Raw genomic sequence first — 12922 nt, 5'->3', positions numbered from 1 at the left:
CCTGGGTTCTGGGGAGAAGATGGACAGAAGAAGTGCGGCTGGAGGTGTCCCGCATGATTCTGCGCAGGCTAGCGGAATCGGTTTGTGGCAGACGATGGCCAAGCTTGAAAGGATCATATATTAGATCTTTCCAATTTCAATATATTCATGATTCTAAAACTGTCTTAATGATCTGCTGGACCTTTCGGCTGTTCGAACTCGATTGACGACTTCAGGTTCTCGTTAGAACCAGATCAATTAATCCTACTTCCTGTCTGTCTATCCATAGTCGTTAGCTCGATGCTCTGTCGTCGCCTTATTAGATACTTGTAGAATCGATTTTACAATGATGATCAAGCGTGGTTGCTGACTGTACTCGGAGGAATAATGGAAAACACGGTTCAACTTATTGCTTATGTGGATCGCTTTGGCGACGGCACTTTGGCATCACTGACCGAAATGTTGCGGACCAGGTTTGCTGGAGTTTATTGTGGCGTTCATATTCTGCCATTTTTTACTCCTTATGATGGGGCAGATGCTGGCTTTGATCCGATTGACCATACAAAGGTAGACCCACGTCTTGGTTCTTGGGATGATGTTAGGGAGCTTAGCCGTACTCATGGAATCATGGTGGATACCATTGTCAACCACATGTCTTGGAAATCAGAGCAATTCCAGGATGTTATGCGCCGCGGTGAAGACAGCCCTTTCCATGATATGTTCCTGACTATGTCATCAGTCTTCCCTGATGGTGCATCTGAAGAAGATCTATCAGGGATATATCGTCCTCGTCCTGGTCTGCCCTTTTCCCAATACTCTTGGGCAGAGAAGACGAGACTGGTTTGGACGACCTTTACACCTCAGCAGGTAGACATTGACACTGACAGCAAGCAGGGATGGAGCTATATCCTGTCGATTCTTGACAGACTTGCAGAAAGTCGAGTGCGATATATCCGACTGGATGCTGTTGGTTATGGCACCAAACAAGCCGGAACTAGCTGTTTCATGATCCCCAAAACATTCCGTCTGATTGAATCTATCAAGCAAGAGGCGGAAAAGCGCGGTCTTGAAACCCTGATAGAGGTCCATTCCTATTATAAAAAACAGATAGAGATAGCTTCCAAAGTCGACCGAGTCTATGATTTTGCATTGCCTGCCCTTCTTCTCCATTCGCTCTATAGCGGAGATTTGCAGGCACTGGCGCATTGGATAAGTGTGCGGCCCAGCAACTCCATCAATGTTCTGGATACGCACGACGGCATTGGGGTTATAGATATCGGTTCCGATCAGACGGACAGAAGTTTAAAGGGTCTAGTTAACGATGCGGCAGTGGATGCCTTAGTGCGCACTATTCATCAGAAAACTGCGGGTCAGTCTCAGGCGGCTACTGGCGCGGCTGCCAGTAATCTGGATCTTTATCAGATCAATTCAACTTACTACTCAGCTTTAGGTTGTGATGATCATCTTTATCTAGCGGCTCGGGCTGTCCAATTCTTCCTGCCAGGGGTTCCTCAGGTTTACTACGTCGGTGCTCTGGCAGGGGAGAATGATATGGAGCTTCTCAAGCGGACTGGCAATGGGAGAGATATTAATCGGCATGCATATTCAGTAGTGGAAATCGACCAGGCTCTTCGGCGCCCCGTGGTCAGGGCTCTCAATGCCCTGTGTAAGTTGCGCAATCGATTAGATGCCTTTGATGGAGAATTTTCCTACGAATTGATTGATAAAGGCCCTCTTTTTCTGAGGTGGAAAGGTGAAACGAGCAGGATTCAACTCACTTTTAATCCTATGAAAGCAGCCATACCCGAAGATGCCAGTGGTGTCGCCGAGCTGGATTGGGAGAGCGGAACAGGGCATCATCACAGCTCTGACCTCCTAGAGAATCCTCCTACGATCATATGACGAGTCTGGGGTCTATCTGTTAATTAATGTGACGTGCTGGGCCGATGGTGTCTCGTAGAATGAGAGAAGCAGGCGCGACTATTCTTGACTGGTCTAATGTCTCCCCACGGGCCAGTCGTACTGCCATCAGTCCAGCCGTTTTGCCATATTCGTCGGGACGGTGCCTGATCGTCGAAATGCCGAGCGGAGCCGCCATCTCACGGTCGTCAAAGCCTACGACAGAAATATCATCCGGAACACGTACTCCGTAACGCCGTAATTCATGTACCAGGCTAATTGCCACTTCGTCGCTGATGCAGCATATGGCTGTTGGCTGAGGATCTAAGGCAAGTATGGCGCTGACTGCAATGCTGCCTGCTTCAGAACTATGGGGAACGGGAATCTCGTAATCTTTTCGATGGGTAATGCCAGCAGCTCGTATTCCCTGACGGTATCCTTCAATCCGCTGGTCGGCATCCCAAACGAAATCCTTGTTTATCGGAGTCGTCTGGATAAAAGCGATACGCGTGTGCCCCATGACGCAGAGGCGATGAATCAGGTTCTTCAATGCGGAGATTTCATCTACGCCTATGGATGCCATGCTATAACGGTCGTTGAGGTGCATAGTGTTGACGCCTACTATGGGTACTCCCACATCACGTAGAGATTGTCCTTCATTCTCAGTTAGAGCGAAGGAAGAAATGATGACAGCATCCGTATTGCGTTTGATCGGCATCGAAGAGAAGAAATCAGCGCGTTGCTTTCGGTCCGCAACTCGATAGAAGAGCAAATCATAGCCTTCGTTGCTCAGGGCTGAATAAACCCCTTCAGCTAATTCTGAGCTGTACCATCCTGACATTCGGTTGCCGACAATCAGGGCAATTCGCCCGGTTTTCCCGCTTCTCAGTCTCGAGGCTTCCTTGGATGCCGTGAAGCCAAGCTGCTCACTGGCTTGGAAAACCTTACTCCTTGTGTCGGCTGAAACTCTATCTTTACCGTGTAGTGCGCGAGAGACTGTTGACGGGGAGACGCCCGCTTTTTTTGCGACGTCGTAAATGGTCGGTTCTCGCATGCATATGCCTCTGTTGTGGTTACTTTAGAACACAACCGATTTTACAGCATGAATTAAGGCGTTGTCATTGCTGAACTTTGATTCGGCGAAGAAGGTGAAGAGGCTTGTTCGGCATAGGAAAAGGTGGGAACAATTTGACAGGAGCTGGATTACGTTTATATACTGTGTGCAACCGATATTACAAATGGAGAGTAAATTAGAAAAAATGATGTCATAAATATAGCAATATCAAATATAATATCGGTTGTGCAAGTTCATCGACGAAGTGAACATCTGTACGGCAGGAGGAAAGATGCAGTCGTTCTTTAAACATGGGGCAGCGATGCTGCTGTCCGTCGGATTAGCGGTTTCGCTCGTAGCCTGTGGGCCTGGGGGTTCGGACAAGCAGGCGGGAAGCAACGAACCGGATTCTGTCAGCACCGATCTGGGTGATAAGAGCTACAGTCTGACACTCTGGGATGGTGCAGGTCTAAAGACTGTAGACGATGCGCTGATTAAAGGGTTTACAAAGAAATATCCGAAGATCAAAATTAAAGCGCATTACGATCCGGACAATGTAACATCCCAAAACGGTCCTCGTCTTATTGCGTCTAAGGATGCTCCAGATATTGCTCGTGTCACTGATGTTAACTCTGCTGTCAAGGGAAAGCACGTCATCTCTCTTGAACCTTACGTTCAGGCATACGGCTGGAAGGTTCCGCAGTCGCAGACCCAGCTGTACCGCGCTGACGGAGCAGGCAAGGTAGGTAAGGGCAATCTCTATGCGCTTCCCAACTCCTATTCGGTCGCTGGCATGTATGTAAATACCAAGTTGTTGAAAAAAGCTGGTATCGAGAAGGTGCCAACGACTATGGATGATTTGGAATCAGACATGGCCAAAGTTAAAGATGCCGGTGAGATTCCCGTGATGATTAATGGAAAAGATGGGGGTCTTTCTTTCATCTTCCAGGCTATGATGGTCAACAATGACTCTTTGAAAACAGTAACCGACTGGATTTTGCAGCGGGACGGATCCACTTTCGATACCAAGGGAGCAAAAAAGGCTGCCGAGCGGATTCAGAGCTGGAGCAAGAACGGGTATCTGCCTTCTGATGTCAATGCCGTTGACGGTTCTTCAGCGCTGAATAGATTTGCCAATGGCCAGGGTGTGTTCTTCCCCAGCGGGAATTGGAACCTGGATCAGATGAACGACTCCTTGGGAGCTGATGTCCAATTCGTTCCATTCCCTTCCAATTCGGCGGATCAAAAGCCTAATATTGCAGCCAATGGAGGAAGTTTCTTTGGTATCCCGACAAACTCGGCCCAGAAAGATGCAGCGGCTTGCTTCCTTAATTACACACAGAGCGATGAGGCCCGTCAGATAATTGCTGATGTCAGCGGTTACTTCCCCAAGACGGTCAAGGGACAGACCGTGCCCAAGGCCAAAAATGATCTGCAGAAGAGCATGTTCGATTCTTACTTGAATGTGTTTGAATCTGGGAACTCTACTGATTTCATTAATAATGCCACTGCCGGTCTTCAGGCCAGTGCTCTGGTGCCTAATTTCCAGCTTCTGGTGGACGGCAGTATTTCACCCAGCCAGTTTACGCAAAACGTTCAAAATGAGTATAAGCAAGAGGTCATGCAGTGAGTACCTCTTTCAAAGCTGAGGCGGGTGCGGAGCGACATTGCTCGAATGCCGTTCGCACCGCCAAGCGAGATGGGCATAGGCGCCATAAAGCTGGTCTTACACTCATCGGCTGGCTTTTCCTGTTGCCTGGGCTCGCTTTCTATATAGTTTTCGTCTTTTGGCCCATCATTCAGACTGCTTGGTACTCCTTTTACAGTTGGAATGGGGTTGATGCCAGCACATGGGTTGGATTCGATAATTTCATCCGTGTTTTTACCGATCCGGTCCTGAGAGGCAGTATTGCTCATTCGTTTTACTTGATCATTCCCTTTGCGCTGATTCCGGTTGCCCTAGGTATCATTTTGGCATCGCTCATTCGAGATGTTCGCAGCAAAACCTTCAGCTCTGTGGCACAGGTCTGCATGTTCCTTCCCAGGGTAATACCTGGAGCCGCGGCAGGTGTGGCTTGGACTTGGATGCTGGCTCAGGATGGCATCGTTAATCAGATGCTTAAAGCGATGGGTCTTGGCTCTCATGCCACGGCATGGCTAGGAAATCAGCGTACAGCACTGAACGCCGTAGGAGTTATTGGGTTTTGGTTGCAGCTGGGATTCTGTATCGTTCTGCTCTCAGCGGGTATCGGCAGCATCAGCAAATCTCTTTATGAGGCAGCAAGCATTGACGGTGCCGGCTGGTGGAGTCAGTTATGGCATATTACCCTGCCTGGCCTGCGTGGTCAGATAGCTGTCTGCTTGACCATGACCATGGTCGCGGCGCTGGCAAGTTTCGATGTCGTCTTTATGGCTACTCAAGGCGGTCCGGGCTATTCGACGATGGTTCCCGGCGTTATGGTCTACCGACTGGCCTTTACACAGAACAAAGTCGGTTTGGCTTCCGCTCTGGCTGTGGTGCTCATGATTTTGGTCCTGCTTGTAGTTGGACCCTTGCAGCGGCTGGTTCAGGGCAAGTCGGAGGAGGCAGCATGAAGCAGTCCTTATCTGTCCGTGTTCTAGGAAATCTGACGCTGGCGCTCACTGTTATTTTTTGTGTCTTGCCTTTTATCAGCATGCTTTCAGCTGCACTACAGCCTCAAGGTTCCATGCCATATGGGATTCAATTCACCGCCCATCCGCATTGGGAGAATTTTGCTGCTGCTTGGAAAGTAGCCAACATCACTCCTCTGCTGATTTCCAGTGTGATCCTGGTCGTGGCTGTGGTTCCGGTAACTCTCATCTGCAGTGCTATGGGCGGGTATGCACTAGGTTCTTTGCATGTTGCAGGTGGTTGGATTGCATATGCCCTTCTCTTTGTAGGGCTGACGCTGCCGTTCGAGGTGCTGGTAACTCCTCTGTATTATGAAATCCAATCAATGGGATTGCTCAATACGCGGCTGGCTATGATCCTGCCGATGATCGGATTGAATATGCCGTTTGGAGTCATCTGGATGCGAACCTACTTCGCCCAGATGCCCCGTGATCTAATCGAAGCTGCCAGCCTAGACGGGGCCGGACAGTTACGTATATTCCGTAGCATCCAACTGCCGCTGGTGATTCCTGCCATATCTTCGCTGGGAATACTAACTTTTCTGTCAACATGGAATCAGTTCCTGCTGGCTGTAGTACTTATCGATGATCCGACCAAGCGGACAATGGCTGGGGCTCTGCAAAGTTTCGTTGGACAGTATTCGACAGATGTCGTTCTGCTCAACGCAGGCTCTCTGCTCATCATGGCGCCAACCATGATTCTCTTTATATTTCTACAAAAATATTTTATACGGGCGATGCTCGAAGGCTCAGTAAAGGAGTGATGGATGATCAACGATATGCTGGACCCAGACTGGTGGAAGAATGCCACTGTCTACCAGATTTACCCCCGGTCTTTCCGTGATGCTAGCGGAGATGGAATAGGGGATTTGCGAGGAGTGATGTCCGGACTGCCCTATCTAACCAAGTTAGGTGTTGATGCTATATGGCTGACTCCTTTCTATCCTTCACCTCTAGTGGACGGAGGCTATGATGTGGCAGATTATCGTAACGTTGATCCGCGTCTAGGGACTATGGATGATTTTGATGCTTTGGTGCACGATGCCCATGATTCGGGAATAAAGGTGATTGTGGATATCGTTCCCAACCATTGCTCCAATCAGCATCCCTGGTTTCAGCAAGCTTTGAAGGATGGACCTGATTCGCCTATGCGTCAGAGGTTTGTCTTTAGGAAGGGGAAAGGCCCCAATGGAAGTCAGCCCCCCTCTAACTGGCTTTCAGGAGTTGGCGGCAGTGCTTGGGAGCCGTGCGGCGATGGCTGGTACTATCTGCATCTTTTCACCAAAGAACAGCCTGATTTCAACTGGGACAACGAAGAAGTCAGGAAGGACTTTCTGAAGACGCTGGCTTTCTGGAGCGATCATGGGGTTGACGGATTCCGTATTGATGTGTCGCATGGCCTGGCCAAGGATTTAGCTGAACCCTTGCGTGACAGGCCTGATCCTGCTGATCAGGAGCCCTTGTCGGACAAGGGAGATGATCCTTTGTTTGATCGTGACGAGGTGCATGATATCTACCGAGAATGGCGTAAGGTCTTCAACGAATATAACCCACCCCGTATGGCTGTGGGGGAATCTTGGACTCCGATCACGGATCGGGTATATGACTATGCAAGATCTGACGAGCTCGGATCAGTGTTCGATTTCTCTCTTTCTAAGTGTGACTGGGATAGACAGGAGTACCAGGATGCTATTGAACGAACATGGAATGGTTTCCGTAGGGTCGGCGGCTCTCCAAGCTGGGTATTGGGCAATCACGATGTGCCTCGCGTAGCATCGCGTCTCGCTTTGCCCAAGGGCGCCGATGTGGTCGAATGGGTAACTTCTGCCGGTACTCGACCGGTCATCAATCAATCAGTGGGTCAGGCTCGAGCCCGTGCAGCTGGAATGCTCATTCTTGCATTGCCGGGAACTGCTTACATCTATCAAGGTGACGAATTAGGCCTGCCAGAGGATTTGGACATCAAGGAAGAAGACATTCAGGATCCGAGCTGGGAGCGTTCAAATCATAAGGTCAGGGGCCGCGATGGGTGCAGGGTTCCACTCCCTTGGACAGTTTCGGAGACAAACGCTTACGGATTCAGTTCAGCCAAGTATGCCCGACCCTGGCTTCCCCAACCAAGTTGGTTCTCGACCTATGCGGTTCAGAGAGAAGATGGTAGGCAGGATTCAGCGCTGGAATTGTATCGAAAGGCTTTAGCTCTCCGACGTCAATGGGTGGTTGCAGAAGGTACTACCACTATGGAAATCCTCAAAGACGGTGATCCAAGAATCCTGCATATTAAACTTTCGACAGGGTTGCATTGTCTTCTGAACTTCGGCCCAGGCAAAGTTGGTCTCAATATAGATGGGACGATCGTTCTATGTAGTGACGATATCGATGAGAAGCTTCAAAAAGAGGAATTACGAGAAAATTCCTGCGTGTGGTTTGTGGAGTAAGCATAAATAAAAGAGCTGTAGGTGTGAGCGCTTATGGGCTCTTGGTCTTCTGAGTCGGGTGTCTCTAATCGTCCGCGAGATATGGACGGCTGACTAGAGCACCGATAAGGTTGAAAGGGCACGGGAAGAATATAAGCCGAGACTGTAGGCCAGTCTTGGCTTATATTCTTCAGCAGCGTCAGAAGGTATGACATCATGGTGGCGCTGGACCGGGAATTTAGTGCGGGAGTTGGGAGTATGGACGCGAAGATCGAATTAGCCGCTTATTAAGGGGTATAACCAGCTCTTTTCCTGTTGCTGTATCTGTAAGATCGCGATTACTCCCGTCAATTGATAGTCAGAGGGAAACGAACTATGTTTACGCGAGTTGGCTACAGAGAGATCAAACCTTATTGTGTATTGGGTTCTTTGGCTGACTATGTGTTCTTATTCGGAAGAGATTAGGCTTTGTCATTCGACAAAATAGATACCGGGGAACGACATCGTTAATATTGCCAGCAACCGAGAGCCGCCCTTGTCCATCAGGATATGCTTGCTCTAGGCTTGGTCAAAGATCAGGACGAGGGACTGAATGCACGCAAACTGAAAGAGGAGTGGCTACGATCGAGGCCGGATCATCTATCCGTTTACCGCCGGTAGGGCGGAGCCAAGAATTGAGCTAATAGTGACGGACTGTGCTGTTGTTTAGGATGAAGAACCTACTGGATTCGTTGTATGAAAAACTGACTTTACTGTTCTATTGCAGGTCAGTTATTTTGCGAAGTTAGCTAGTTTTCACGAAGCTGCCTTGGTTTTTCAATCTGCTGCACATGCAACTAATAGACTTGACAGTGAACGAGAACAGATGACGCGAATAAGGGATTGAGGTTTTTAAAGCCGAGTTCAGTTCGGTTCATGTGTATCGGTAAAGGAATTGCTGTTGCTTTGTCTTTGAGCAAAGACCTTGACGACTTCGGTTGTATTTATGTATATTCTTGGTTCAACTTGGTAAACATCCACGCAGCGTTTTGGTTTGGCCGCCTCTGATTTCTTTCAACAGGCCCTCGAAGCGTTGACTACTCCGTCTCGTTTAGGCTATTAACCAGCGGTCTGATGCCCGGTCCGGCTCCTTAAGCCCGTAGGCGATCAACATCGTCGTGATCATATAGTCATCAAAAAACAGATAGCTGATTGACTGTGCGGAACAGCGAGGGTCATGTCTTGACAATGAGCAATTCCAAGATTTATTCCTGCGTGCCCTGTGTAAGGTTCACGTGCTGTACTCCCAGCTAAACTTTACTGCTAGATATCCCGTGGTCAGTCTAGTAATGACTGCATATCATGCTGGAAACCAAGCAGCCAATAAATGTCATTAAAGATATCTTTAGAGGGCAAGACGATAGTTTGAATCGTCTGTTCCTTTGTTGAGGTGAGAACCTTGCTGCCGGTGGATCGTATTTTCCGCGCATATTTATATATAGCCAAATTATTCACATTGGTATCAAGTTTATTAACAGCAATACATATAGGAGAGTAGAATTGGCAGACAATATTTTCCAAAGGAAACCATTGATAGTTCTATTGGCCAAAACCATGATTCTATTTGACGAAGCGATTGATTGTATTCTCTGTGCCGCCATGACTATTGTCTGCTCCGGGGAATTGGCATGAATGACTTGTGCGACGAGCTCCTCGTTTTTAGCGTCTAAATGGTATGTTGTTTCGTCAAGCAGCATGATCGGCCGCCTTATGGACAACAGCCTTGCCAGGGCCAAGCGATAGCGTTCACCGCTACTCAGCAATACACCGCGTTGCCTGCTGGGGTATCCAATCCATCGAAGGTGTCTCTCACTTTGGCGTGAGGTTCACCTTATTTAAGGCATTCCAGCAGCCTTCATCGGATACGCCGTTCTTGTTCATCGCCAGATTCGTTCTGGAAGAACCGGAATATATGGGGGCATCGTGTTCTATATAGCCGATCAGAGAACGTACATAAGAGGAGCTGAGAGTTGAAAGATCAATACCATTAAAGAGAACATGGCCATGATTTGGCTTATAGAATACCCTTATAAGGGCCAGCATGGTTGATTTGCCCGCTTCGGATGGTCCGACTATCGCGTAGACGACACCGCCTTTCATATGCACGCCCGCTTCATTCAATTGGAGCCCGCCACGATTGTTCCGTGCGTCATCATACGGAATATCAGCATGGTCAAGATCGATGTCAATCTGATCGGAGTTGGTGACCTTCCTTTGGACCCTACTGGATACTGCTCATGCTGATGTCGCATCTTCGGTCGGCATTCTCATTATCGCTTGAATGCTGGAGTTCGCGCCCAACGCTCTGAACAGTCTGCTATATGTCGAAGAAAGTGTCGCCATAGGCGTGGGCATCATTTCTAGGTACATAGAGAAGTTACCAGTTGCTGAACAGTCATCACTCCTTTGGCCACTTGGAAAGCGCCGATTCCCGATACAACCATCAGGCACAACTGCATTAAGGCCATTCCTGATGGCCATATCAGTGACTGCTTCTTTGAAATTAGACGACCGGATGTGCACGCTTGCCTGGCTTCTCGCCGATTTTATTGGTCTCACGCTCCGTGGCGTTGAAGGCCCTGATCCTTTTCAAACTCATCAAAGCATCAGTGGCTGCAGACGTCATATCTCCTATGGCCGTTTGAGCCCCTCTGGAGCAGTCTCGTAATTTTCCGGATAAGACTACCAGTAAACCGACAGTAACAAGACAGGTCGAAAGAGAGATAACGAACATGACGGGACTGATTATGACCATTCCCACACACGCGCCTATGAACACCAGTAAAGTGCCAAACACTTCTGGCAATTATCGGTCAGCAATCGCTTCAGTTCATTTGTATCAGATGAAATAATAGAAATTACGTTGCCTGTATGCGACTGGTCCAGATCTTTGAACGGCAAATGCAGAATATGCATTACTAGAGACCGTCTCATATCGTTCAACAGCAGGTAAGCGTCAAAAGAAGTGATTGCTGCGCCGGACAGAAACACTCCTGCCAACGCTATTAGAGGGGCACTGCGGATCGCATGTTATGCTGCACGCGTCCAAGAATGACATTGACAAGCTGTGGCTGAGCCAGATTTAAGAGGGCGCTCGCTATACTTAGCAGACTAACCGTGAATAAAACACCCTTATGGATTTCAAAAGGCGGGGCACGTCTATCAAAGATGCGGTTTTCTCATTACTATTCCGCTTGTGTGGCGACATTTTCGTCCTTTGTTGGGGGTGGTTACTCACCGACTGCACGTGATATGACCCTCACAGAATCCTCGGAACGCGCGCACAGCGCCTGCACGCCTGTGACGAGGGCGCCTACGACAATAGCGAGGAGTGCGATGACCGCCCAATATCCCCATTGAACGCTTATCTTTGCGCTTCCCAGATATCGTTGCAGCATGAAGGCGGTGCCGCAGGTGCTGAGCAGTGTGATGACGAAGGCGAGCAGCACCGAGGTGACCATCGAAATGAGACCATCGAGGGCTCCCAAAATGCGCAACTGTCCGGTACTGGCACCGGATACGTATGTCAGCGCCAGATCCAGGCGTCGCCCTCGTGCGGTGATCATCAGTCCGGAGATTGCGCCCACCAAAGCGATGATGAGCGCAGGGCCGAGCATGGCCATCAGGTTCGTCAGCATGTGTGGGTTCACGTTCATGGAATGGCCGTTACTGGCGAAATTCTTGAGGCTGTCGGTCAGCGTATGCAACACACCAGAGAAAGTCATGAGCAACGACAAGCCGGCCGTCATGGGAATGATGGTCGCGTTCTGTCGTTGGATCCTCCCAACGGCCTGCTGCCTAGCGAGTTTCCAGGTGCTGAATGGCAGGGGGAGAAGATGCGTCCATCCTTTGGTGAACCAGTGCATGACATAGGGAGCCAGAACAGCCAATGCGAAGATCAGGAGGAACATGCCTCCCATGGAGAACCCAATGAATCCTGTCACTCTGGACTCTATGGGATTCCTGCCGGAAATGTGCGTGGCGAGCTCGCCAGAGTCTATCTTGCGTGTAGCTGTCCCCGGGATGATGAGCGCGCATATCGCTCCCACGAGCAACGATGCGCCTAGCAGAACACGGAATGCGTTCACTTGTCTCGGCGGGTTTTGTGACTGCCGAAGCGCCTCTATCGGCCTGATCTTGGATAGTGTGCGCACGGTCAGCACTGTGCCTGCAAGGACGGCGACTCCGGCAATGGCCAACCCAGTGCCGATGGATGCCAGCAGCTGGGTTGCTTGATACGTCAGTTTCAGCTCGAATGCTCTGGCCAGGAGGTCGAACAGATATGGTGCTGCCAGCGGCGTCAGGAGGGATGACGCTACTGCTGCCAAGATGAATAGGACGATGATGATAGCCAGATTCCCGAAGAGCAGCTGCCAGGGCGTGGCGCCTTGAAGGACCAGCAATGCTAGTTGGTGCCTGCGCTGGTTCAGAGCGGCGGTCACGACCCACAGCATCACGAACACGGCTATGACCACGCTGAACAGCATTGCTGGGCCGGAAAGGTTGGCGCCTAACCCGGCATCCGGTCCGTGGTAAGCGGCATCAATAGCCCTGCGCGCGGCGACGATAGTGCACACAGCGGTCTGGGAAACGATTAGTGACAGCCATACGCCGGCCCATACGGCCGGGGCTGCTTTCAGATCAGAGAGTGCGCCCCTCATATGCGGGCCCCGCTCTCCGTATCAGCGTTCAGCACGTGGCCATCACGGACCTCAACGATCTGGTCGCACTGTCCGGCTACCTCTCCACTGTGGGTCACTATTACTACGGTCCTGCCCGCATCCATAGCCAGGCTTTTGAACACCTGCATGACCTTGGCGCCAGATTCCTGATCCAAGGCTCCAGTCGGCTCGTCGGCGAAAATGATATCTGCATCGGAGAG

General features: G+C 50.0%; 10 protein-coding genes. 5 read left to right on the top strand and 5 right to left on the bottom strand.

Annotation, left to right across the window (positions count from 1 at the left end; all coding sequences use genetic code 11):
* Window positions 1–366 precede the first annotated feature (366 nt).
* The gene (gtfA, locus tag RAM15_RS08045; RefSeq protein WP_306221473.1) at window positions 367–1881 is read left to right on the top strand and encodes a sucrose phosphorylase; all 1515 of its coding nucleotides are present in this window, start codon (window positions 367–369) and stop codon (window positions 1879–1881) included.
* A gap of 19 nt (window positions 1882–1900) precedes the next feature.
* Here gtfA and RAM15_RS08040 read toward each other — a convergent pair whose 3' ends face one another.
* The gene (locus RAM15_RS08040) at window positions 1901–2932 is read right to left on the bottom strand and encodes a LacI family DNA-binding transcriptional regulator (protein ID WP_029678295.1); all 1032 of its coding nucleotides are present in this window, start codon (window positions 2930–2932) and stop codon (window positions 1901–1903) included.
* Between the two features lie 292 nt (window positions 2933–3224).
* Between RAM15_RS08040 and RAM15_RS08035 the strand changes: the two genes are divergently transcribed.
* From RAM15_RS08035 to RAM15_RS08020, 4 genes are all read left to right on the top strand, one after another.
* Window positions 3225–4562, top strand: coding sequence for an ABC transporter substrate-binding protein (locus tag RAM15_RS08035; protein ID WP_101433003.1), 1338 nt, complete (start codon window positions 3225–3227; stop codon window positions 4560–4562).
* 104 nt (window positions 4563–4666) lie between these two features.
* Complete coding sequence (locus RAM15_RS08030; RefSeq protein WP_029678293.1) at window positions 4667–5527, top strand: carbohydrate ABC transporter permease; 861 nt, start codon at window positions 4667–4669, stop codon at window positions 5525–5527.
* The gene (locus RAM15_RS08025; RefSeq protein WP_029678292.1) at window positions 5524–6348 is read left to right on the top strand and encodes a carbohydrate ABC transporter permease; all 825 of its coding nucleotides are present in this window, start codon (window positions 5524–5526) and stop codon (window positions 6346–6348) included. Before RAM15_RS08030 ends, RAM15_RS08025 begins: the two co-directional genes overlap by 4 nt.
* 3 nt (window positions 6349–6351) lie before the next feature.
* Window positions 6352–8022 (top strand): glycoside hydrolase family 13 protein, encoded by a 1671-nt coding sequence (locus tag RAM15_RS08020; RefSeq protein ID WP_306221471.1) that lies wholly within the window; start codon window positions 6352–6354, stop codon window positions 8020–8022.
* A 1827-nt stretch (window positions 8023–9849) separates the two neighbouring features.
* Here the strand turns inward: RAM15_RS08020 and RAM15_RS08015 are convergent.
* The 4 genes from RAM15_RS08015 to RAM15_RS08000 form a co-directional block, all read right to left on the bottom strand.
* Window positions 9850–10146, bottom strand: a complete 297-nt coding sequence (locus tag RAM15_RS08015) for an ATP-binding cassette domain-containing protein (RefSeq protein ID WP_146210563.1) — start codon at window positions 10144–10146, stop codon at window positions 9850–9852.
* A gap of 397 nt (window positions 10147–10543) precedes the next feature.
* Window positions 10544–10837, bottom strand: coding sequence for an ABC transporter transmembrane domain-containing protein (locus RAM15_RS08010; RefSeq protein ID WP_045924970.1), 294 nt, complete (start codon window positions 10835–10837; stop codon window positions 10544–10546).
* 433 nt (window positions 10838–11270) lie between these two features.
* Window positions 11271–12701, bottom strand: a complete 1431-nt coding sequence (locus RAM15_RS08005) for an ABC transporter permease (protein ID WP_024627010.1) — start codon at window positions 12699–12701, stop codon at window positions 11271–11273.
* Window positions 12698–12877, bottom strand: a complete 180-nt coding sequence (locus RAM15_RS08000; RefSeq protein WP_306221468.1) for a hypothetical protein — start codon at window positions 12875–12877, stop codon at window positions 12698–12700. The genes RAM15_RS08005 and RAM15_RS08000 overlap by 4 nt, the downstream gene beginning before the upstream one ends.
* Window positions 12878–12922 lie beyond the last annotated feature (45 nt).

The organism is Bifidobacterium asteroides, assembly GCF_030758775.1.
Classification (GTDB): domain Bacteria; phylum Actinomycetota; class Actinomycetes; order Actinomycetales; family Bifidobacteriaceae; genus Bombiscardovia; species Bombiscardovia kimbladii.
Note: the sequence above shows the minus strand (reverse complement) of the source record. Positions and strands in the feature narration are given on the sequence as shown.

What these genes read in the sequence shown, in the direction of transcription:
- gtfA (WP_306221473.1), top strand. Translation starts at nt 367, where the DNA reads ATGGAAAACACGGTTCAACTTATTGCTTATGTGGATCGCTTTGGCGAC.
- RAM15_RS08040 (WP_029678295.1), bottom strand. Translation starts at nt 2,932, where the DNA reads ATGCGAGAACCGACCATTTACGACGTCGCAAAAAAAGCGGGCGTCTCC.
- RAM15_RS08035 (WP_101433003.1), top strand. Translation starts at nt 3,225, where the DNA reads ATGCAGTCGTTCTTTAAACATGGGGCAGCGATGCTGCTGTCCGTCGGA.
- RAM15_RS08025 (WP_029678292.1), top strand. Translation starts at nt 5,524, where the DNA reads ATGAAGCAGTCCTTATCTGTCCGTGTTCTAGGAAATCTGACGCTGGCG.
- RAM15_RS08020 (WP_306221471.1), top strand. Translation starts at nt 6,352, where the DNA reads ATGATCAACGATATGCTGGACCCAGACTGGTGGAAGAATGCCACTGTC.
- RAM15_RS08005 (WP_024627010.1), bottom strand. Translation starts at nt 12,701, where the DNA reads ATGAGGGGCGCACTCTCTGATCTGAAAGCAGCCCCGGCCGTATGGGCC.